Source organism: Paraburkholderia sp. RCC_158, from assembly GCF_041355255.1.
Taxonomy (GTDB): Bacteria; Pseudomonadota; Gammaproteobacteria; order Burkholderiales; family Burkholderiaceae; genus Paraburkholderia; species Paraburkholderia graminis.
Genome location: NZ_JBFUPM010000011.1, coordinates 142,592 through 164,327, shown reverse-complemented (window position 1 = coordinate 164,327; position 21,736 = coordinate 142,592). Strand labels below are relative to the sequence as shown.

The 21,736-nt window shown below is 63.1% G+C and carries 24 protein-coding genes; 16 read left to right on the top strand and 8 right to left on the bottom strand.

Annotated elements, in window-relative coordinates; translation table 11 throughout:
- Positions 1 to 98: 98 nt before the first annotated feature.
- On the bottom strand, positions 99 to 839 hold the full coding sequence (locus AB6809_RS21830) for an LrgB family protein (protein ID WP_006047024.1): 741 nt from the start codon (positions 837 to 839) through the stop codon (positions 99 to 101).
- A complete protein-coding gene (locus AB6809_RS21825) occupies positions 836 to 1,219 on the bottom strand; it encodes a CidA/LrgA family protein (protein WP_006047025.1) in 384 nt (127 codons plus the stop codon). The genes AB6809_RS21830 and AB6809_RS21825 overlap by 4 nt, the downstream gene beginning before the upstream one ends.
- Positions 1,220 to 1,355: 136 nt before the next feature.
- On the opposite strand from AB6809_RS21825, the gene AB6809_RS21820 reads away from it, so the two are divergent.
- The 7 genes from AB6809_RS21820 to AB6809_RS21790 all read left to right on the top strand — a co-directional run bounded on the left by AB6809_RS21820 (position 1,356) and on the right by AB6809_RS21790 (position 8,498).
- Positions 1,356 to 2,510, top strand: coding sequence for an epoxide hydrolase family protein (locus AB6809_RS21820; RefSeq protein WP_371027140.1), 1,155 nt, complete (start codon positions 1,356 to 1,358; stop codon positions 2,508 to 2,510).
- Positions 2,511 to 2,720: 210 nt separating this feature from the next.
- Positions 2,721 to 3,053, top strand: a complete 333-nt coding sequence (locus AB6809_RS21815; protein WP_029970569.1) for a helix-turn-helix transcriptional regulator — start codon at positions 2,721 to 2,723, stop codon at positions 3,051 to 3,053.
- Between the two features lie 2 nt (positions 3,054 to 3,055).
- Positions 3,056 to 3,502 (top strand): SRPBCC domain-containing protein, encoded by a 447-nt coding sequence (locus AB6809_RS21810; RefSeq protein WP_029970570.1) that lies wholly within the window; start codon positions 3,056 to 3,058, stop codon positions 3,500 to 3,502.
- 51 nt (positions 3,503 to 3,553) lie between these two features.
- A complete protein-coding gene (locus tag AB6809_RS21805; protein WP_371027139.1) occupies positions 3,554 to 4,189 on the top strand; it encodes a glutathione S-transferase family protein in 636 nt (211 codons plus the stop codon).
- 611 nt (positions 4,190 to 4,800) lie between these two features.
- A complete protein-coding gene (locus AB6809_RS21800; protein WP_029970572.1) occupies positions 4,801 to 6,969 on the top strand; it encodes a M1 family metallopeptidase in 2,169 nt (722 codons plus the stop codon).
- Between the two features lie 198 nt (positions 6,970 to 7,167).
- A complete protein-coding gene (locus AB6809_RS21795; RefSeq protein ID WP_029970573.1) occupies positions 7,168 to 8,109 on the top strand; it encodes a metallophosphoesterase in 942 nt (313 codons plus the stop codon).
- Between the two features lie 29 nt (positions 8,110 to 8,138).
- Entirely contained in the window at positions 8,139 to 8,498 is a 360-nt protein-coding gene (locus AB6809_RS21790; protein ID WP_029970574.1) for a cupredoxin family copper-binding protein, read from the top strand.
- Here AB6809_RS21790 and AB6809_RS21785 read toward each other — a convergent pair.
- Complete coding sequence (locus AB6809_RS21785) at positions 8,492 to 8,800, bottom strand: hypothetical protein (protein ID WP_035570365.1); 309 nt, start codon at positions 8,798 to 8,800, stop codon at positions 8,492 to 8,494. The genes AB6809_RS21790 and AB6809_RS21785 overlap by 7 nt on opposite strands.
- Positions 8,801 to 9,099: 299 nt before the next feature.
- On the opposite strand from AB6809_RS21785, the gene AB6809_RS21780 reads away from it, so the two are divergent.
- Both AB6809_RS21780 and AB6809_RS21775 read left to right on the top strand, forming a co-directional pair.
- Entirely contained in the window at positions 9,100 to 9,972 is an 873-nt protein-coding gene (locus tag AB6809_RS21780; protein ID WP_371027138.1) for a hypothetical protein, read from the top strand.
- The gene (locus AB6809_RS21775; RefSeq protein WP_029970577.1) at positions 9,932 to 11,083 is read left to right on the top strand and encodes a GGDEF domain-containing protein; all 1,152 of its coding nucleotides are present in this window, start codon (positions 9,932 to 9,934) and stop codon (positions 11,081 to 11,083) included. Before AB6809_RS21780 ends, AB6809_RS21775 begins: the two co-directional genes overlap by 41 nt.
- A 32-nt stretch (positions 11,084 to 11,115) precedes the next feature.
- Here the strand turns inward: AB6809_RS21775 and glgA are convergent, their stop codons facing one another.
- From glgA to AB6809_RS21760, 3 genes are all read right to left on the bottom strand, one after another.
- Positions 11,116 to 12,723 carry a glycogen synthase GlgA gene (glgA, locus tag AB6809_RS21770; protein WP_029970578.1) on the bottom strand — a complete coding sequence of 536 codons (1,608 nt, stop codon included), beginning with the start codon at positions 12,721 to 12,723 and terminating at the stop codon, positions 11,116 to 11,118.
- Positions 12,724 to 12,972: 249 nt separating this feature from the next.
- Positions 12,973 to 14,445 carry a sodium:solute symporter gene (locus AB6809_RS21765; protein WP_029970579.1) on the bottom strand — a complete coding sequence of 491 codons (1,473 nt, stop codon included), beginning with the start codon at positions 14,443 to 14,445 and terminating at the stop codon, positions 12,973 to 12,975.
- A complete protein-coding gene (locus AB6809_RS21760) occupies positions 14,442 to 14,657 on the bottom strand; it encodes a DUF3311 domain-containing protein (RefSeq protein WP_006047038.1) in 216 nt (71 codons plus the stop codon). Before AB6809_RS21760 ends, AB6809_RS21765 begins: the two co-directional genes overlap by 4 nt.
- Before the next feature lie 300 nt (positions 14,658 to 14,957).
- On the opposite strand from AB6809_RS21760, the gene AB6809_RS21755 reads away from it, so the two are divergent.
- Positions 14,958 to 15,638 carry a MarC family protein gene (locus AB6809_RS21755; RefSeq protein ID WP_006047039.1) on the top strand — a complete coding sequence of 227 codons (681 nt, stop codon included), beginning with the start codon at positions 14,958 to 14,960 and terminating at the stop codon, positions 15,636 to 15,638.
- A 183-nt stretch (positions 15,639 to 15,821) separates the two neighbouring features.
- Entirely contained in the window at positions 15,822 to 16,928 is a 1,107-nt protein-coding gene (locus AB6809_RS21750) for a porin (protein ID WP_006047041.1), read from the top strand.
- A gap of 110 nt (positions 16,929 to 17,038) precedes the next feature.
- Here the strand turns inward: AB6809_RS21750 and AB6809_RS21745 are convergent, their stop codons facing one another.
- The gene (locus AB6809_RS21745) at positions 17,039 to 17,260 is read right to left on the bottom strand and encodes a hypothetical protein (protein ID WP_371027137.1); all 222 of its coding nucleotides are present in this window, start codon (positions 17,258 to 17,260) and stop codon (positions 17,039 to 17,041) included.
- A gap of 192 nt (positions 17,261 to 17,452) precedes the next feature.
- On the opposite strand from AB6809_RS21745, the gene AB6809_RS21740 reads away from it, so the two are divergent.
- Entirely contained in the window at positions 17,453 to 17,698 is a 246-nt protein-coding gene (locus AB6809_RS21740; RefSeq protein ID WP_006047043.1) for a DUF6723 family protein, read from the top strand.
- 20 nt (positions 17,699 to 17,718) lie between these two features.
- Here AB6809_RS21740 and AB6809_RS21735 read toward each other — a convergent pair whose 3' ends face one another.
- Positions 17,719 to 17,955, bottom strand: a complete 237-nt coding sequence (locus AB6809_RS21735; protein WP_006047044.1) for a hypothetical protein — start codon at positions 17,953 to 17,955, stop codon at positions 17,719 to 17,721.
- Positions 17,956 to 18,125: 170 nt separating this feature from the next.
- Here AB6809_RS21735 and AB6809_RS21730 point away from each other — a divergent pair, with 170 nt between their 5' ends.
- The 4 genes from AB6809_RS21730 (at position 18,126) to tkt (ending at position 21,683) form a co-directional block, all read left to right on the top strand.
- The gene (locus tag AB6809_RS21730) at positions 18,126 to 18,458 is read left to right on the top strand and encodes a hypothetical protein (protein WP_006047045.1); all 333 of its coding nucleotides are present in this window, start codon (positions 18,126 to 18,128) and stop codon (positions 18,456 to 18,458) included.
- A 26-nt stretch (positions 18,459 to 18,484) separates the two neighbouring features.
- Positions 18,485 to 18,655 carry a hypothetical protein gene (locus AB6809_RS21725; protein ID WP_006047046.1) on the top strand — a complete coding sequence of 57 codons (171 nt, stop codon included), beginning with the start codon at positions 18,485 to 18,487 and terminating at the stop codon, positions 18,653 to 18,655.
- 99 nt (positions 18,656 to 18,754) lie between these two features.
- Entirely contained in the window at positions 18,755 to 19,357 is a 603-nt protein-coding gene (locus AB6809_RS21720; RefSeq protein WP_371027136.1) for a cupin domain-containing protein, read from the top strand.
- 241 nt (positions 19,358 to 19,598) lie between these two features.
- Positions 19,599 to 21,683, top strand: coding sequence for a transketolase (gene tkt, locus AB6809_RS21715; RefSeq protein WP_371027134.1), 2,085 nt, complete (start codon positions 19,599 to 19,601; stop codon positions 21,681 to 21,683).
- The last annotated feature ends 53 nt before the right edge of the window (positions 21,684 to 21,736 follow it).

The window sequence follows — 21,736 nt, the reverse complement described above, 5'->3', positions numbered from 1 at the left end:
TTGCTGTCCGCGATGCGGAGCTAAGCGCGCCGGCGTGTTTCAGATTAGCCCTTGATTCACGGGCTAATCTGTTTCTGAAGCATGAAAGAAACCTTCGCTCACGCACCCAACCAGCGTGCAACAACCGGCATCAGCACAGGAACCACGAACGCGGTGAACACGCCGTTAAGCCCCATGCCGAGCCCTGCAAACGCGCCCATCTGCTCGCTGACCTGGAAGGCGCGCGCCGTGCCGATGCCATGCGACGCAATGCCGAGTGCGAAACCGCGCACTTCGGGTTCTGCGATCTTCAGCGCGTTGAGGATGGCACGCGCGAAGACCGCGCCGAAGACGCCCGTCGATATGACGAGCACTGCGGTCAGCGACGGAATCCCGCCGATTTCCGACGCGACGGCCATCGCGATCGGCGTCGTCGCGGATTTGGGTGCGAGCGACGCGAGCGTTTGATGCGATGCGCCGAACAGCGCGGCCACGCCGATCGCCGACACGATCGCGGTCAACGAGCCGGCGACGAGCCCGCCTAACAGCGGCAACGCATAGCGCCGCAGCTTCGGCCACTGACGATAGAGCGGCAACGCGAGCGCGACCGTCGCGGGACCGAGCAGGAAGTGCACGAACTGCGCGCCCTCGAAATACGTGGCGTACGGCGTGCCCGTGATCTCGAGCACCGCGACCAGCAGCGCCACCGCGATCAACACCGGATTGGCGAGCGGATTGAAACGCGCCTTCGCATACAACGTCTGCGCGATCAGATACGCGATCAACGTGATGGTGAGGCCGAGCAGCGGGCTTGCCGCAAGATAGACCCAGATCGCGCCGAGCTTGGGTAACGCGGTCATTGTGCGGCCTCCGTATCGGCGCGATCGTGTGGTTGCCGGCGCTGCTGCCGGCGCATCAACGCGCGGGTGACCAGCGCGGCCGCTGCAATCGCCAGCGTCGTGCTGACGGCAATCGAGACGATCACCGCAACGGCATCGCCGCGAATGCGGCTTGCCGACACCATGATGCCGACGCCCGCAGGCACGAACAGCAGCGACAGATGCCGCAGCAATTCGAGCGCGGTCGGCTCGATTGCGTCCGCCGTTTGCGGGCGCATCATGATGAAGCCGAACAGCAACAGCATGCCGATCACCGGGCCCGGCACCGGCAAGTGGAATACGTAAGACACGCCTTCTCCAAGGCATTGAAATAGAAGCAGGGCGGCGAGCGCTCCCAGCATGTCGATCTCCAGCGCACGAAACGGAAATGCGGCCATTGTGTACCATGCCGATAATTTCGTGGTTCACGCGAGCGCATTGCCGCGAGTCTCGCGGCTCGGCAGTGCGCTATCGGCTACTTCAACCTGGATGACGCCCATGCAAATCGAACCGTTTCATATCGCCGTGCCCGATGCCGACATCGACGATCTTCACCGACGTATTCGTGCAACGCGCTGGGCGCCCGCGACGCCGTCGCCCGCATGGCAGCAGGGCATCGACCCGGCATGGCTGCGCGAGTTCGTCGACTATTGGGCGAACCAGTTCGACTGGCGCGCGGCCGAGCAGCGCCTGAACCGGCAGCCGCAATTCATCGCCGATGTGCAGGGACAGCGCGTGCATTTCATTCATCGGCGCGGCGTGGGTCACGCGCCTTATCCGCTCGTCGTCACGCATGGTTGGCCCGGTTCGTTTGTCGAGTTCGAGGCGCTGCTCGAACGGCTCTGCGATCCCGCGGCGTTCGGCGGAGATCCCGCGGATTCGTTCGATGTGGTGGTGCCTTCGCTGCCTGGCTTCGCGTTTTCGCCGGCGCCCGCGCAACCCGGCACGTCGGCGTTTCAGGTCGCGAATCTTTGGGTGTCGCTGATGAGCGGCCTCGGTTATCGGCGCTTCGGCGCGCAAGGCGGCGACCTTGGCGCGGGCGTATCGCTTGCGCTGGCGGCGCGGCATCCGCAGGCTGTCGACGGCGTTCATTTGAACTTCCTGCCGAGTTCCTACGAGCCGGCAATCGGCGCGGCGCAACGACCGTTGACATCGGAAGAAGAGCGCTTTTTGCGCGAGAAAAACGACTGGGCCGCACTCGAAGGCGGCTATGCCCACATGCACGCGACGAAGCCGCTGACGCTCGCCGCTTCGCTGAACGATTCGCCCGTTGGACTCGCCGCCTGGATCGCCGAAAAATTTCGCGCGTGGAGCGATTGCGAAGGCGACGTCGAGCGCGTGTTTTCGAAGGACGAGTTGCTGACCAACATTTCGCTTTACTGGTACACGCAATGCATCGGGCCGGCCATACAGATGTATTGGGAGAACCGCCTTCAGCCGATGCGTTTTGCCGAAGGCCAGCGCGTCGTGCCGCCCGTCGGCTTTGCGCGCTTTCCGAAAGAGATCAGCCATCCGCCGCGCAGTTGGCTCGAACGAACCTTCAACGTCGCGCAGTGGACGGACATGCCGGGCGGCGGCCATTTCGCCGCTATGGAGAAGCCCGATCTGCTGGCCGCCGAGATCCGCAGCTTCTTCAGACCGCTACGCACGTAGCGCGTCAAATCGTGCCGAACGGCGCGCGCGGACGATCTTTCAGCGTGCCCGCCAGCAAGCGCAACGCGCTGACGAGCTGATCGCGGTTCGCGGCGCAGGCGAGGTTGGATACGTTGCTCAGCGCCGCGCCAATTCCCCGGTCTCAAGCTCCGAGAAAAAGTAGACATAGAACACCTTGACACCGCGCGCCGAGTCTCTATAGTTCACCACATGGTGAAGTCTCCTGTCAGTCAACTCGATCGTACGTTTTCCGCGCTGGTGGACCCCACGCGGCGGGCCATCCTCGTCCGCCTCGAGCGGGAGCCGGGCCTGTCCGTCACGGAAATCGCACGCCCATTGCCGCTCAAGCTGCCCGCCGTCATGAAGCATCTCGACGTGCTGAGCGACGCCGGGCTCATCACGCGCGCCAAGCATGGGCGGACCGTGTCGGTTGACCTGGTGGCCGGCCCAATGGAGGAGGCGATGGCGTGGCTCAGACGCTATGAGCGCTTCTGGTCCGCGAGCCTCGACCGGCTCGCCGATTTTGTCGAAGGAGAGGAGTGAATATGCAGAAGCCGAGCCTGACGATCGTACGGCGCCTGAAGGCGCCGCCGCAGAAAGTCTATGCCGCGTGGACGAGACCGGAGTTGATGGCGCGCTGGTGGGGCCCCGACGCCGGGCCGGTGCTGAGCGCCGAAGCCGATCCGCGCGTGGGCGGCCGTTTTCGCGTGGTGTTCCAGACGCTCGACGGCGAAACGCATGATTGCCGCGGCGAATATCAGGAAGTCGAGGCCGACCGCAAGCTCGTGTTCACGTGGCAGTGGGTGACGCTGCCCGAGCGCCGCTCGCTCGTGACGATCACGTTTCGTCCCGTCGACGAAGGCACGGAAATGAATTTCACGCACTCGCAGTTCTTCGACGAAGCCGCGCGCGATGGTCACGATGCAGGCTGGAAAGGCGCGTTCGAGAAGCTCGATGCATTGATCGCGGAACTCGGCAGCACAGGAGTTTGAAGCGCTTGAAGAGGCAACATCGAATGGAGTGAACTCACACGGAGACGTCACATGCAGCTTTACTATTCAGAAACGCTGGCCCCTCGCAAGGCTTGCGCAGTTGCGCGTTATTTAGGGTTGCAAATCGAATATGTTTTCGTTGACCTCGGCAAGGGCGAGCACGTTGCGCCCGCTTATCTGGCGATTAATCCGAACGGCAAAGTGCCGTGCCTCGTCGACGGAGAGCGAAGCATCTGGGAAGCCGACGCGATCATTTGCCATCTCGCGCAACGTGCGCAATCGCCGCTGTGGCCGCAGAACGCCGAGCAGCAGACAGACGCGCTGCGCTGGCTGAGCTGGAATAGCCAGCATTTTTATCGCCACGGCGGAACGCTTTACTTCGAGCACCTGATCAAGCCCGCTATTGGACTCGGCGGACCCGACAGCGCGAAGATCGCCGAAGCGCAAGGCTGGTTTCGCAAGCACGCAGCGGTGTTGGACCGGCATCTCGAGAACCGGAAGTGGCTGCTCGGCGACGCGATGAGCATTGCCGACTTCTCGGTCGCCGTCACGTTGCCGTATGCGTCGCGCGCCGCGATGCCGCTCGGCGAGTTTCCGAGTGTCGTGCGCTGGCACGATCGGCTGAACGAACTGGAAGCGTGGCGCAATCCGTTTCCTTCGCGGCAGACCGAGGCGGCAGCAGCCTGAGCAAACGCATGTGCCGCGCGATCGTTGCCATGACCTATGACGATCGCGCGCGGCTCGGCTTATCCACCGAACCCGCCCGCTGGACTCAATAGCTAGTACAAATTCGCCACCGGTTTTCCAATCGGCTGGCTCATCTCCGCTTATCACATCCCGCACCCGGAAAATAAAAAATTTTCCGTAGTCCCGGGCGAAAATCCCGCTATTTAGAGTATTAACTCAGGCCGATTACTTAAGGCATTCGCTTTGCATACGGCGCGCGCCAATCGAAGAAAGATTGTGAAAGGAAGTTGACACGGTAACGTTTGCCAAACTAGGCTACGCACTGTCGTCAATACTGATCCTGTTTTATTGCATTGCACCCGGAAGAGCAGGCGGGCTGCGCTTGACCCGTCGATCCGCAAGGGCGGCTTTAATCGTCTTTCTGAAAGTTTTGTAATAAACGAGTTTCCGCTTTAAAAATCAGCCATTAGTGCTGAGGACATAACACGTCCATATATTCTCGCTAGCAATTCGGTGCTAGTGCGGGAGACCTTTTTCGCTGAAAAAAGAAACACGGCTGAAGTGACTCAACGCACTTTCCTTATACCGATATTGTCAGTCGAGGATTAAAAATGCGTATTAATTTCCGATTACAGGTGCAGTGCCTGGCGTTAGCCGGAATAATGGTAATGGCCGGCTGCGGAGGAGGCGACGGCTCGGCTTCGTTGACGGGCAAATCCGCGCAAGCTCCAACGGCCGCATCCGACGTTCCGCTGGTGCCGCCGGCGAGCGCCGTGCTGGCGAATACATCGATCGACAAGACCGTGCAGCCGGTCGAATTGCCGAACACGGTCACGCCGATCAACTACAAGCTGTGGTTCAGGCCGAACCCGGCGCTTTCCTCGTTCGACGGCCGCGCCGACGTGCAGATCAAGGTGCTCAAGCCGGTCAACGCGATCACGATTGCCGGCCATCGCGTCAAGTTCACCAACGGCACGATCACGCTTCAACCGGGCAACATCGCGTTGATCGCCACGCCGCAGGACGACGGCGATTTTTATCAGCTGCGGCCTGTCAGCGGCCAGATCGCCGCGGGCAACTACTCGCTGCACATGGAGTGGAGCGGCATCATCAACTTCAAGAGCTATGACGACCCGGTGGCGAAAACGGGCGGCAGTTGCGGCGACGACCACTATCCCGGCTGCTCGGCGGCCGAGGGCGTGTTCCGCGTCGATCTGAAGTCGACCGACGGCACCACGAGCGGCGCGATTCTCACGCAAGGCGAGTCGAATCTCGCGCGGCAATGGTTCCCTGGCTGGGACGAGCCGGCATTCCGGCCGACCTACGAGGTGAGCGCCGAAGTGCCGCAGAACTGGAACGTCGTGTCGAACGCAGCCGAAAAGCCGGCGGTGAACGTGGATAGCGGCTACAAGCTGGTGTCGTTCGAAAAGACGCCGCCGATGCCGTCGTATCTGCTGTTCTTCGGCGGCGGTCAGTTCGATATTCTCGAAGACGATTTCACGAGTCCGCTGCCGGACGGCAAGGGCTTGCATCTGCGCATCTTCACGCCGCCCGGCATGCGTGACTGGGCCAAGCCCGCGATGCAGCAGACCAAGCAGGCGCTCGATTACTACTATCGCTACACGGGCATCCCGTTGCCGCTTACGAAGTTCGACACGGTCGCCGCGAATGACGCGTTCAAGGAGCAGAAGGACCTGAACTTCGGCGGCATGGAGAACTGGGGCGCGATTCTGGAATTCGCCGACGACATCCTGCCCGCGCCTGGCACCACCATGTCCGATTACGGCGTGACGGTGCTCACGCACGAAGCGGCGCATCAGTGGTTCGGCGATCTCGTTACGCTCGACTGGTGGGACGACGTGTGGCTCAACGAATCGTTCGCGACGTTCTTCGAGAACAAGACCAAGGTCCGTTTCTTCCCCGACCGCTTTAGCTGGGTCGACGACGTGAAGAACAAGTACGCGGTCATCAACGCCGATCTCAAGTCGACGTCGTTCCCTGTGCAGCCGAACTTCAACGGCTGGGCGTCCAACGACTTCGTGCTGAGCGCAAGCGCCTTCACGTACGACAAGGGCGGCCATGTTCTGAAGACGATCGAGAACTATCTCGGCGAGGAAACGATGCGCAAGGGTCTGCAGCAGTATCTCGCGGACTATTCGCTCGGCAACGTGACGCCCAAGCGCCTGTGGGACGAACTCGCGAAGGCGAGCGGCGAGCCGATGGTCGCGATCGGCGACAGCTTCGTGCGGCAAACCGGCGTACCGCTGATCTCGCTCGACACGCAGTGCGATCTGACGACGAACCAGACCATCGTGACGCTCAAACAGTCGCCGTTCCCGAATCAGAACCAGTATCCCGGCACGCAGTGGACGATTCCGTTGACGCTTGCTTATGGCGACGGACTCGCCTCGCGCAAGACGGTCGCGATGAAGGACCTGCAAACGCAGTTGCGGCTGAACGGCTGTTCCGCGGTGCTGGCCGATCCGAGCGGCCTGGACTACTACGTGACGAACTACAGCAACAACGCGTGGAGCCAGTTGCTCGCACAAAGCAGCGCACTGAAGGACCCGGTGCTGCTGACGAGCCTGCAACTCGAAGCCAAGCTGCTCGTCGCGCATGGTCTCGCGGACCCGTCGCGTGAATCGAGCATCGGCTCGCTCAGTTCGTCGAATGCGATGGTTGCCCGCCAGTTGCTGAAGGCACCGGCGCCGACCACGCAATCGCTGCGTCCGACGATCCGTTATCAGGGCAAGCTGCGCCAGAAGGCTCAAGGCGAGTAAGCCGATCCGCAGCACGGCCGGCGTCGTTCGCGCGATGCCGGCCACTGCACGGTAGCGCTGCAATGTTGAAGACAATGTTGAAGATTCGCGGCCGCCGGGAATAAATTCCGCGCGGCCGCAGTCATGCCTGACGAACCGGGCCCGAAGAACGCTGGATAAGCCGGCGCGCTGTCGGTGGCCCGTCATCGTGAGGCCAACATGTCGTCCCATCCCTTCGATCCATCGCGCCGCGGCGCGCTCAAATGTCTCGCGTTCGGCGGCGCGGGCACGCTGTTCGTGCTTGCCGGCGGCGTGCTGACGCCGGTTCAACTCGCACTCGCCGCCGACGGCAAACCGGCCGCGGCGAGCGGCGTGCCGCTCTTTCTTCAGATCAGCGATACGCATATCGGCTTTAACAAGGAAGCCAACCCCGATGTGGCGGGCACGCTGAAGCAGACCATCGAGTTCGTTAACGCGATGCCCGTCAAACCTGCGCTCGCCATTCATACCGGCGACATCACGCATCTTTCGAAAGCGTCCGAATTCGATCTCGCCGCGCAGTTGCTGTCGGGACTGCCCGTCACCGAACTGCATACCGTGCCCGGCGAGCACGACGTCACCGACGGGCCCGGAGCCGAGTACTTCCAGCGCTTCGGCAAGGCGTCGAATAACAGGGGTTACTACAGTTTCGACCATCAAGGCGTGCACTTCGTGGGTCTCGTCAATGTCATGCACTTCAAGCCGAACGGCCTCGGCAGTTTCGGCGACGAACAATTGAAGTGGCTCGAAAACGACCTGAAGGCGCGCTCGTCCAGCACGCCGATCGTGGTGTTCGCACACATGCCGATGTGGACGATTTACGAGCCGTGGGGCTGGGGCACCGGCGACGCTGGCGAGGCGCTGAGCTATCTGAAACGCTTCGGCTCGGTGACCGTATTGAACGGACATATCCATCAGATCGTGTCGAAGGTGGAGGGCAACGTCACGTTCCATACCGCGCGCTCCACGGCTTATCCGCAGCCGGCCGCGGGACAGGGCTCGGGTCCCGGCCCGATGAAGGTCGCCGACGACCAGTTGCCGAGGATGCTCGGCGTGACGAGCGTCACCATCGCGCGTCATCCGCTCAGCGCGACGCTCGCCGACGCGACGCTCGTCTCGTAGCGCCAATGCCCGCTTCATGGAGATCAGTCATGCAGAACAATTTCATTCGCCGCGGATGGTTTCGGCTTGCTGCCGGCGCAGCATCTGTCACGTTCGTCGCGGTCATCGCGGGCGCCGGCGCACTGTCGGCCTGGGCGGAAACGCCCAACCAGATCGTCATCAAGGACTTCATGTTTTCGCCGATGTCGCTCACCGTCAAAGCCGGGTCCACCGTCACCTGGAAGAATCTCGACGGCGAGCCGCACACGGTCGTCAACGACGCGGGCATCTTCCGCTCGGCCGCGCTCGATCAGAACGACACGTATCAGTTTCGCTTCGACAAGCCTGGCGTCTACAACGTGTTTTGCGGCATTCATCCGAACATGAAGGAGACGATCACCGTTCAGTAACTGGGAACTCGTGTCGATGAACCGCGAGGCGTGCCGTTTTCACCATAGCGTTTTTGTGCCGAAATCTCGTCGAAACGCGCCATCGTTTGGCCGCACCAGACGAGAGGAGCGAAAACGACATTGCGTCGACGTTGCATCATCGCAGCCAGCATCTCCTGCTTGCGCTCACGCACGACGTCGCGAGAAAATTTCTCGATTTGGTGGAGGGCGCAACCATTTCCGTGCGCGTCGTGGCGCGAAGGGTTGAAGTCTGTCCGCGCGGCGTTCGTCGAAATCGGCCATGACCGGCCCGATTTTTGCATGGAAGGGAGCCCCCGCATCCGCCGCTGGTTTCATCGCCATGCGCGGCGGGCTTTCGCAGCGGGACTTGCCCCCATCGAGGCACTAAAGTGTGTCGCATATGCATGCGGCGTTGAACGTTTTACCTGCTTTTCCAGGCTCGAATGCGATCTGCCGAACAGACGTTCGAAGCAGAGCCCGTCGTGTTGTCGCTATCGGACGAGAGAGTTACATTCTTCCAGCAGCGTTTGCATCGACCGTGCGAATTGTGTGATCCAGGCCTGATGGAGCGTCAGACGGAAGAATTGCGGAGCGTATTACGATGTACAACGATCCTGACTTGCCTCCTGTTCGCGGAGACTACGACGATGCAGCGCGCGAGAGCGACGCCGCGGACGTGACGGGCACGGCCCCCCGCTTCGGACGTCTTGCGCTGTGCGTGGCGGCAGCGAGCGCGCTGGCGTTCGGCGTCGTCGGCACGGTCGCTTATAGCGTCTGGTTCAATAGCGATCAGCAGACTTATGCGGAGGCCATCGCCCGCGCGCGCCAGGCATTGCGCATGCCGGCGCCGGGCAACGCGGCAACGGTGCTGGCGAAATCGTCGGAGGTGAACGGCAATGCGCCGGATACGCGACCAGCGACGACCACGCCCTCGGCAGCATCGGTCGCGACCACGCCGTTCGTGACGTCCGCGATCGGGGCACCTGCGCGAAGTCCCGGCTCTGCGCCCGCCACTGCATCTGTCACTGCACCCGCCGTTGCACCCAACACGCCCGCCGACTCCATCGCACTGCTCGACTTGCCCGCAATGCCGGCGCAAGCATCCGCATCCACTGCCGATGACAATCGCAAGCCGTCGACGTGGGCCGGCCAGATCATACGTCCGCAGCAAGACGAGGTCGAAGAGGTGCTCGCGGACGACGGCGCCGACGCGCCCTCGACGTTGGCGGCTGCGCGAGGCGCTGCGCGTCCCGCGATGCAAGCCACCGCGGGCCCGGCCGAAGCGCCCGCGCCGGAGCTTGCATCGAGCCGTCCCGCGCGCGAAGCCAAATACGCACCGCAGGAACGGCGCGCGTCGGCAAACGGCGCGCGGCGCAAAGGCAATCTCTTCACCAAAATGGGTTCGTTCTTTCGACGCATAAGCTATCGACAACATGGCAGCGGAAGCCAGCAAGACCTCTACTCCCATCCCTGAGCCGCTGTTCGCGTCGCGCCCGGGCCTGCCGCGTGCCAACGGCTGGCGGCTCACGCTCGGTCCCGCCACCGTCGCCGTGGCGTCGCTGCTGTGCCTGCTGGTCGGCCTGCTGTATCTGGCCATGCAGATCAGGACCGTGTTCTCCGATCACGTCAAACAGGAATACGCGAGTCTCGTGCTCGAAGCGGTCGAGCGGGCCGAGACGGCGCGCGCGCGCGTCGGCGTGTGGGACGAGGTGCCCGGCGCGCATGAGTCCGCGGCCGCGGGTTATCGCGACGCGCGCGCCGAACTGACGCGGCGCCTCGCGTCGCTTGCCGCGCTGGTGAATGCGAGTCCGGCGGGCTCGCCGCGGATTCCTTCATCGGTGCTGTTGCCGGATACCACGCTCGCGCAGATGGACACGTTGCTCCACGACGCGTCGTCGTATTGGCACGCGCGACGCGACGCCGAAAGCGCCGACATGCGCAAGCGGATCACGCTCGTCGCGCGGATGTTGCTCGCCGTCGCGGCGCTGCTTTTCTGCATGCTGCTGACGGCGCTCGGCATGTATGCGAAGCGCAATCGTCTGTTGGCCGGGCAGTCGCACGAGTTCGAACACGCGGCGCTGCACGATCCGATGACGGGCCTCGCGAACCGGCGCAAGCTCGTTGCTGCGTTGGAGCAGGCCGCCACTCAGGTGTCGACCGGCGCGAGGCTGCGCAAGATCGCCGTGCTGTATATGGATCTCGACGGCTTCAAGAAGGTCAACGATTCGCTGGGTCATCGCGTCGGTGACGAGTTTCTCATCGAAGTCTCGAAGCGCTTTCGCGAATCGGTGCGCAAGGACGATGTCGTCGCGCGGATCGGCGGCGATGAATTCGCGGTGCTGGTGCGCGAATTCTCCGAGCAGGACGAACTGCGCCACATCGCGCAGCGGCTGATCGGCTGCGTGGTTCGCACCGACGAACAGATGGGCATGGGCATGGTTCGCGCGAGCATCGGCATCGCGAGTTATCCCGATCTCGTCGACGACTATCGCCGCCTCGTGGTTGCCGCCGACGAAGCCATGTACCAGGTCAAGCGCAGCGGCAAGGACGGTTACGCGTTCGCATCACGCGGGCGCGAGCAGTGAGGCAACGCTGCGCTTCACCGCTGTGCCTTACATCACGCGCTTCTCACCATCTCCTCGACACCCGCATTGAACGCTTCATCGCGGCCGCGGCGAACCTGCCGCGCGCCGGCAGCGTTCGCCGTTCTCGCGCGGCCAGGCGTCTTGCGAACGCGCGTGTCGTGTACTGCGGGACGTGCATCGACGAGATCCGCATACAACGCGAGATAGTTCGACGTCGACACTTCCCAGCTCGAGTCGCGGCTCATCGCGTTGCGCTGCAACGCATGCCACGACGACGGCTGCGCGAATGCGGCAAGCGCGCGGCCCACGGCATGCACGATGTCGTGCGGATGCTGGCCGTCGAATAGAAAGCCGGTCGCGCAATCTTCGTCGCGCGCTTCATGCGGCGCGTAATCGACGATCGTATCCGCGAGGCCGCCCACTCGCGAGGCCACCGGAATCGTGCCGTAACGCATTGCATAGAGCTGCGTGAGTCCGCAAGGCTCGAAGCGGCTGCCGTGCAGCAGCATGTCCGCGCCCGCGTGCAGCATATGCGCGCGCCGCTCGTCGTAATCGATCTGCACACCCACACGGCCCGGCCACGCTGCGGCCAGTTCCCGCATCGCGTGTTCGAAAGCGCGCTCGCCCTGGCCGAGGATCGCAAACTGCAAACGCGGATGCTGCTCGAGCAACATGGGCAGTGCGCGTATCGCTACATCGGCGAGTTTCTGTTCCGTGAGACGGCTGCCGATCGCCACAAGCGGCGCGAACGGCTCGCGCGTCAAACCGAATGCCTGTTGCAGTTCGCGCTTGCAGGCCTGCTTGCCGGCGGTGTCGTCGACCGAATAGGCGCGGGCAATGTACTCGTCGCGAGCGGGATTCCACACCGACATGTCGATGCCGTTGACGATGCCGCACAGCTTCGCCGCCTGCGCCTGCAACACACCTTCCATTCCGTGACCGAAGCAGGGCGTGAGGATTTCGCGCGCATAGCGCCGGCTCACGGTCGTGACACGATCCGCGTGTACGATGCCGGCCTTCATCATGCTGAGCGATCCGTAAAATTCGATGCTGCGCTCGTCGCTCAACGCGGGCACGAGCAATTCGGGCGGCACGCCGATCCAGCCGCCCATTGCGAGCGGATGGTTGCCCTGGAATGCGAGGTTGTGAATCGTGAACACGCTTTTCGCGGCCACGCCCGCGAGGCGCATATAAAGCGGCGTGAGACCTGCATGCCAATCGTGCGCGTGCACGATGTCGGGGCGCCTCAGATTGCGAACGCCGCGCGCCACGCGCGTCGCCGCGGCGGCGAGCGACGCAAAGCGCGTGAGGTTGTCCAGGTAGTCGCGTCCTTGCGGATCGCGGTACAGACCTTCGCGTGCAAACAGATGATCCATTTGCAGCAGCAGCACCGTCACGCCGGTGTCGGGCATCCGCCCGCGCAACAGGCGCGCGTCGCCGCCGGGCAGGCCGGTCATGCGCGCAACTGGGGCGATGTCGACGGCGCGTTCCAGCGCGGACGGATAGGCGGGCATCAGGATAGAGACGTCGACGCCCGCGTCGCGCAACGCGGCGGCATAGGCGCTGACCATGTCGCCGAGTCCGCCGGATTTGGCCAGAGGCACGGCTTCGGAAGCGACAAGTAGAACGTTAAGCGGCAAGGTGGCCCCCAGAGGACGCGATATGCACTTGTGCAGTGCGGCGGAAACACAGGGCCATAAAACAGCAAGCGCTGTGCCCAGTACGTCGTTCTTCGCGGGCAGCGTCGATGCGAATGTTTCAGCGGTTAGGGCGGTCGCGCTCCCGCCGATTTTTCACGCGGGTGTACTTTTGACGTCCGTTCGTCGAGCGCAATAAAAAAAGCCGTCGCGCGAGGCGACGGCTTTCGCAGGCGGCGTGCGCCGTCCGTATCAATGCGCCGATGCGTGCGTGTGCTCGACGCGTCCGCTTTGCGTCATCACACTCACGATGACGAAGACGATCACGTTGACCGCCAGCGCGACGAAACCGATGTTCACGTCTTTCATCGCGTCGGGCAGGAAGGGCATTAATTGCCCGATGGTCAGGTGCATCGTCGTAGTGATCGCAACGACGGCCACGCCCGCGAGGATGCCGCAGAACGCGCCTTGCTTGGTCGCCCGGTTGCGCGGAAAGAGACTGCAGATCACCGCAGGAAAGAGTTGCGTGACGAAACTGTAGCCCATCAGCAGCAAGGCCACGATGGTCTCGCCGCCATGCAGCGTGAAGGCGACCGCGACCAGCGCGACGACCGGCACGAGCACGCGCGCGAGGTTGGCGACCGTAGCGTCGGACGCATTGCGGTTCACCATGCCGCGATAGACGTCGTTGGCAAGCAGCGTGGACGCCGACGTGAGAATCATCGAGCCCGGCACCAGCGCGGTCAGAATGCCGGCCGCGCCGATCACGCCGACGAACCACGGGTCGAAGGTCTGCAACGAAAGACGGAACAGCGACAGGTCGATGTCGCCGCCTTTCAGCCCCGGCACCTTGAGCGTCGCCGCGAAGCCCACGAAGAACACGAACAGCAGAATCAGTTGATACAGCGGCAGCACCATCGCGTTGCGGCGAAAAATGCGCTCGTCTTTCGCGGTGAAGATCGAGCCGAACGTGTGCGGCCACATGAAAAAGCCGAGCGCCGTGAGCAGCACGGTCGACTGGAACCACGTCACGCTCGAGCCCTTCGCCGGGAAAGTCAGGAAGCCGGGGCGGGCGGTGTCGATGGCATGGAACATCTCGCCGAGGCCGCCGTAGTAGTGCAGCGGCAGATAAATACCGAGGAATAGGACGATCGCGAGAATCAGCAGATCTTTGACGACCGAATTCCACGCGGAGCCGCGCACGCCCGAGACGATCACATACACGGTGACCACGGCCGCGCCGATCCAGATCGCCGCCGTCGACGAAATCGCGCCATACGAAGCGGTCGCGACGATGATGCCCAAACCCTTCAGTTGCAGCACCAGGTAGGGGATCAGCGCGGCCACCCCGACCAGCGCGACGAGCGTGCCGAGCGCGGGGCTCTCGTATTTGCGCGTGAAGAAATGCGGCTGCGAAACGAGGCGCTGCTGTTTCGCATAACGCCAGATGGGCGGCAGCATCCAGTACGAAAGAATGTAGGCGAGCGTGCCATACGCCAGAATGTAGTAGACAGGGGCGCCCTTGCCGTATGCAAAGCCGCTGCCGCCGAGGAACGTGAACGTCGTATAGATCTCGCCGGCCATCAGCAGGAACACGAAGGCGGTGCCGAAGCTGCGGCCGCCCACGGTCCATTGCTCGAGGCTCATGTCGTGGCCATGCCTGGCGCGCACGCCCAGAAACAGCGCAAACAGCGTAATCGCTGCAATGATGACGAGTGCGCTCATGGGCGGACCTCCTCGCTGTCCGCCGCGATCTGCCGGTTCGACGGATCGAGACGGTAGATGATCGCCATGATGATCGAACTCAACACCACCCACGCGACGATCCATCCCAGCACGAACGGCATGCCGAGCAGCAGCGGCTCGACGCGGTTCACAAACGGAACACCGAGCAGAATGCCGATGAACGGCAGCGCGGCGAGTACACGAAGCAACATGGGGCAACTCCTCGAACGGTGAGTAGATCTCGTTGAAACTGCGGCTTCGCTGGCGACTGTATGCCGGATGCTTTGGTCGCGTAAAGCAGTTCAAAATAAATGTAGGCTGTCTGAAAGTTGCGCGCGCATCGATCGGCGCTCGGCAGATCCGCTTGTTGCATTGCAATGCGCCAGGCTCGTGAGCAAAGGCCGCATTGCAATGCCGCGCGTCCGCGCATTTTCCGCGAACTTATATCGCGCCGCGATATGATTCCGGCTGAGCAGCCGCCATGCCGGGCCGCCGCACAACACGGATCGCATATGATCGAAAGCCTGATCTCGGACATTCTGTTTGGCTTCACGGGGCTCATCAGCATCATCAACCCGATCGGCGTCGCCTTTGTCTTTCTGGACCGGACGGCTTCGCTGACCACCGAAGAGCGCAGGGTGCTCGCCAGAAAGATCGCGATCAATGTGGTGTGCGTGCTGCTGGTGGCGTTTTTCATCGGTACGCCGATTCTGCATTTCTTCGGCATTTCGATGGAGGCGCTGCGCATCGGCGGCGGGCTGGCCGTCGCGGTCGGCGGCTGGCAAATGCTCAATGCGCCCGACACGCAGCCCGCCGAACAGCCGGGCGTGAAGCGCGTCGACGCCGAGAACGCGAAGGCGCGCGCCTTCTTCCCGCTGACCATCCCGCTCACAACCGGGCCGGGCTCGATTGCCACGGCCATTGCGCTCACCGCGAACCGCACGCATAAGCTCTCGGAATTCGTGCTGTCGGGTATCGCCTCGGTGGTGATCTCGCTCGCGGTTGCGCTTACCGTCTATGTGGTCTATAGCCGCTCCGACGTCTTCGCCAGGTATCTCGGCACGGAAGGCACGAAGGTGGCGATGCGCGTGTCGTCGTTCCTGCTGTTGTGCATCGGCGTGCAGATCATGCTGACCGGCTTCTCCGAATTTCTCATTCCGATTGCGACGATGCAGCCGGCGGTGAGCAAATAAGCCGCCCTCCATTGAGCGCGCCGCAAAAATCTATTGCGAAAAACGGATAGTGAACGGGCGCTGCATCGCCTATAGTTCGGCGGCAATTGTGTCTTGGTCTTACTCCTGGTTTTGCCTCTGCTTTGCCCCCGCGTTGCCCAGTACAGCGTCACAAGAAGCATCATAAAAACTCACGGCGAGACAATGAGATTACACACAAAACTGGTGGCCGCACTCGCGGTCGCAAGCCCGCTTGCATATGGTCAAACGAGCGTCACGCTATATGGCCGTCTCGACGCGGGCATCGAATACATGAATCACATCGACAACGGCGCGGGCGGAAATTCGAGCCGTTGGCGCGGTGAAGGCGGCGACTGGGGCACCAGCATGCTCGGCCTGAAGGGCAGCGAGGAACTGGGCGGCGGACTCAAGGCGATCTTCAATCTCGAGACCGGTCTGCAGGTGATGGACGGCACGACGAGCGGCGGACGCCTGTGGTCGCGGCGCGCATTCGCGGGCCTGAGCAGCCAGACGTGGGGCACGCTGCAAGCGGGCCGCAATCTTTTCATCGACAGCGACGGCGTGTGGGAATTCGATCCCTTCGTGCAGCAGGCGTTTTCGTCGGCGTCGCTCGTGCGCGGACGCAACTGGCAGCAAACCAGTAATAACGTCGAATATCACAGCCCGAATTTCTGGGGCTTTGACGTGCAGGCGCAGTACGCATTCGGCAATCAGCCGGGCGCTTTCAACAGCGGCGCGAGCGGCGAGTTCGGCCGCTCGGACGGCATCATGCTGACCTATCATTCGCAGCTCTTCGACGTACGCGGCATCTACGACGAACTGCGCGACAGCAATGGCCGGTTCTCGAATATCTTCCAGAGTTCGCGCGAGTACTTTGTCGGCGCGAACGTGCATTTCGACGCGGTGAAGATTCAGGGCGCCTATACGCATTACTCGGCGCCCGATTCGCCCGCAGGTGTGGCCGACACCGCCGACCATTACTGGCTCGGCGCGACCTACAACTTCCAGCCGCGCTGGGCGGTGACCGCGGGCGGCTACTACGTGAAGGTCGGCGACGGCACCGGAGATGCCGCGCACGATCCGTCCGGCCACGCGATGATGTACGTGCTCGGCACCACCTATAACCTGTCGAAGCGCACGTTCGTCTACGGCACCGTGGGCTATGTGCGGAACAGCGGCAACTCGAACTTTTCGCTGCAGGCTTCGCCGCGCGATGCGGCGAACAACACGAACCCGCTCGTCGGCGAATCGCAGACCGGCGCTTACGTCGGCATGCTGCATCAGTTCTGATTTGCTATGTGGGTTAGCGGCGCGCGATTTTTAGCGCGCCGCTTTCACGTTGCGCTGTGCGTCCGCGCGTCTTGGTCAAACACACAAAACACACGAACCGCGAAGCGAATTCAAGCCCGCCGCACGCCAGGCCGCAGCGCATGCAGCGGCGGTGGCGCCGCGGGCGGATCGCCTTCCGGCGCGCCCGGCGGCGGGCCGCCTGGATCATCGTCCGGCGCGGGCGGCGGATCGGGATCGATGTTCGGCGGCGGCGGCGCTTCCGGGTCTATCTCGGGCGGCGTCGGCGTGTGCATGACAAAAGTGGCTGCGTCGTGCGGCTCCCATAGAATCATCGTGACCTCCGTCATCGTTCGTGTTTTGCGCGCAATGCGCACGCCTCTCTGATTCCTCCATCGCCTTTTGCGTAGCGGCTTTCGCGCGTGGAACGGACGTTGCTCCGTTCCGTCACGCGGCATGCGCGGAGCATGACGCGGCACAGCGTGGGCTGCTCCCCGAGCAGCGGGTACAGGGACAAGGAAATACACATGGCGCGACACAAGGCCGACGTCGCCGACGGCGAGTTCGAGATTTTCGCCAGCTATCACGGAACAGGCGACGGCCGTTACGTAGGTGGACTGAAGGTTGTCCGCAAAGCGGACAGGAGAATTCTTTTTCCGTTCGACGGCGCTCCCGAGATCGGGCCCTACGAGACGGCGGACCAGGCGCGCCGCGCCGCCATCGAGTACGGCAAGCAGATCGTCGCCGCCGACCGGGCTTCGCCGGAAAAGTGACGACAGCGCGCTCGCACTCGTCAAGGCATTCCGCCTAACGAAGGCGAGATCGTGCTGCCGCGGTTCGGATCGTCGGGATGTTCGTCCGGGACCACGGGACGCGCCGACAGCGGCGGATGGCTGCGATAACACACGTCGATGGAATCGTTTATTACGCATTGCGCGAATGCGTCCGCGTCGCTCTTTTGCGAGAACGTGTAAAGCGTTCGCTCGACTTGCACTTCCGTATCGGACACGCGAATGGTGGTGACTGTCATGAGGCGCTCCTTTTTACAAAGATGAATCCGAAGCTTCAGCCTGTTCGATGCAATGGCCGTGCCCAACCCGCGCGCGCATGCGTGCGGTGTGTCGAGAGAACGCGGGCTTCGCGTGATGGGGTCCGTATGTTGCTGGCATAGCGGAGTAGCCGATAAAAATGGAGAGCGCCATGCAGCCCAACACGCAGCAAGACACGCAACCTGATCCGCAACGCGATCCGCAAGCCGATTCACAACGTGACCCGCAACTCGACGCACGCCGCGACGATTCCGCCACTGCCGACCTCGCGCCGGAAGTCAAAGAGCGCAACAAGCCGAGCGGCGAGCAATACGTCGAGCCGAGTCCGCTCGGCATCGAACCGGTCGTGCAGACGGGCGTCGATCGGCAAACGAATCCGCCGCGCTCGAACGAGCACCCCGAGCAAACCGCCGAGGTGCCGCTGGGCACCGGCACGCACGGCGAGCCCGCGGGCGGCGGCGGGCGCGCGTCGCACAAGAACTGATCGCGTCAAACCGAACGGAGAGACACATGCAACAGGACAACGAACCCCTCAATCCCGGCGATGAAGCGCCCCCCGACGCGCCCGGCGTCGGCGAAGACATCTGCCGCGCGTGTCACGGCACCGGCAAAGTGGAAGGAAAGCAATGCACGGTGTGCGGCGGCACGGGGAAAGTGCTGCAAGGCATCGGCGGCGGTTGAACGCGCCGCGCGAGCGGGCGCGCTTTATGCGGCAGTGCAAGATCGTCCGTGTCCGGCATGCGATTGCCGGACCGGCCACGCTACGCACAGGAGCCATGTATGGACCGAAACCCGCACGAAAGTTCGCACATAAACTCGCCCGAAGGCTCGCGCCAAGACTCGATACACGCGTTCGATGCCGCGCAAACCGAGTACGAAGCCTTCATGCTCGAACCGCACGACTGGGTGCCGAATAACCGCAAGCTGCCGGTCGTGATTTACCGGCAAGCGGTCGATCCGGCCATCGGCGATCTTGCCGCCGCCTTCGAAGTGCTGTTCGGCCGCAACCAGTGGCCGCCGCAGTGGCGCGACGGCATCTTCGACTACCATCATTTCCACTCGACCGCGCACGAAGTGCTCGGCGTCAGCGAGGGTTCGGCCGAAGTGATCGTCGGCGGACCGGGCGGGAAAGTGGTGAGCATTTCTGCCGGCGACGTCTTGCTGCTGCCCGCCGGCACCGGCCATTGCCTGCAATCGTTCGAGGGACACTTTCGTGTCGTGGCCGGCTATCCGGCGGGCCAGCAGTGGGACATTCGCCGCGACGCGCTCACGCCGCAGGAACTGGCGGCGATGCACGCATTGCCGTTTCCGCCGATGGACCCCGTCGACGGCAAGCACGGCCCGCTTTGCGAGCACTGGCTTGGCGCGGCTGAATGCCGCTAGTGCGTTCAGTGCACCGGATATCAGCGGTGCGCGAAGTGCGGCTGATGTCCGAATCCGCAAGCGCGTGTGCAAGCCCCCCGTAAACGCCCCGCGATGTCACGCCGCGTGCACATTTGCGCGCATCGGCGCATCATCGTCAACGCCTGGGCGATGTTCATGCGTTGCGTGTGAACACCGCTCCCCTGCGACGTCGCGGCAGCGCGCGCGGGCAATCTCCCAACGGCCGAACAAGGAGTGTCCCATGCAAAACGATCCCGCCCTCGATCAGCTGTGCATCAACACGATTCGCACGCTGTCGATGGACGCTGTGCAGAAAGCCAATTCCGGCCACCCAGGCACGCCGATGGCGCTCGCGCCGGTTGCCTATCACCTGTGGCAGAACCACTTGCGCTACGACCCGGACGAGCCGCTGTGGCCGAACCGCGACCGCTTCGTGCTGTCGGTCGGGCATGCGTCGATGCTGCTGTATTCGCTGCTGCATCTCGCGAACGTGAAGGCCGTCGACGAAGAAGGCAAGCCGACCGGCGGTCCCGCGGTGTCGCTCGAGGACATCGAACGTTTTCGTCAGATCGACAGCAAGACGCCGGGCCACCCCGAGTATCGGATGACGACGGGCGTCGAGACCACCACAGGTCCGCTCGGCCAGGGTCTCGGCAACAGCGTCGGCATGGCGATGGCCGCGCGCTGGTACGAGAACCGCTTCAACAAGCCCGACGCGCCGCTCTTCGATTACCGCGTCTACGCGCTGTGCGGCGACGGCGACATGATGGAAGGCATCTCGCACGAAGCGGCGTCGCTTGCGGGCCACCTGAAGCTCTCGAACCTGATCTGGATCTACGACAGCAATCGCGTGACGATCGAAGGGCACACCGATCTCGCGTACAGCGACGACGTGGAGAGCCGTTTTCGCGGCTATAACTGGCACACGCTGCATGTGAACGATGCGAACGACGCCGCCGCGCTCGAAGCCGCGTTCGTCGAAGCAAAAAGTATTACCGACAGGCCGACGCTGATCGTGGTCAACAGCATCATCGGCTGGGGCGCACCGAACAAGCAGGACACCGCGTCCGCGCACGGCGAGGCGCTCGGCGTGCAGGAAGTCGCGCTCACCAAGAAGTTTTACGGCTGGCCCGAAGACAAATTCTTCTATGTGCCCGACGGCGTTCACGAGCGTTTCGCCGCAGGCATCGGCGCGCGCGGCAAGGCGGCGCGCGAAGAATGGCAGGCGAAATACGATGCCTACAGCAAGCAGTATCCCGAGCTCTCGCGCGAATTCGCGTTGATCGAAGCGCATGAATTGCCGGTGGGTTGGGACAACGACATTCCGACCTTCGACGCGGACCCGAAAGGCATAGCCACGCGCGAATCGTCGGGCAAGGTGCTGAACGCGATTGCCGCGCGCGTGCCGTGGATGATCGGCGGCGCGGCCGACCTCGCGCCATCCACGAAAACGAATCTGAAATTCGAGGGCGCGGGCAGTTTCGAGCACGACAACTACGGCGGCCGCAATCTGCATTTCGGCATTCGCGAGCATGGCATGGGCGCAGTGGTGAACGGCCTCGCGCTGTCGAACCTGCGGCCGTTCGGCTCGACGTTCCTGATTTTCAGCGACTACATGAAGCCGCCGATTCGCCTGTCCGCGATCATGGAAGTGGAGGCGATCTACGTCTTCACACACGATTCGATCGGCGTCGGCGAAGATGGCCCGACGCATCAGCCGATCGAGCAACTGGCCTCGCTGCGTGGCGTGCCCGGCCTGACCGTGCTGCGTCCGGGCGATGCAAACGAAGTGGCCGAAGCATGGCGCGTCGCGCTGACGCAAAAGCGCCGTCCTGCGTGCATCGTCGTATCGCGGCAAGCGCTGCCTACTTTGGACCGCAGCCGCTATGCATCCGCCGAGGGCGTGAAGAAGGGCGCCTATGTGCTCGCCGATGCACCCGACGGACAGAAGCCGCAAGTCATTCTGATGGCCACCGGCAGCGAGCTTTCGCTCTGCGTCGACGCCTACGAGAAGCTGAAGGCCGAGGGCATTGCGGCGCGCGTGGTGTCGATGCCTTCATGGGATCTGTTCGAGCGGCAGGACGAGGCGTATCAGGACGCGGTTCTGCCGCCGGACATCGACGCGCGAGTCGCAGTCGAGCAGGCCGCGACGCTCGGTTGGGACCGCTATGTCGGCAGGCTCGGCGCGCAAGTCGTGATGCACACGTTCGGCGCTTCTGCGCCGCTTGCGGATCTGAAGAAGAAGTTCGGCTTCACGCCCGAGCATGTTTATGAAGCGGCGAAGCAGCAGATTGAAAGAGTGCAGAGCAAGCGCAGCCAGGAGTGATGAACGCGCAAGCAATGCGCTAGTACAAGCCGGCGGCGTAAAAACCGCCGGTT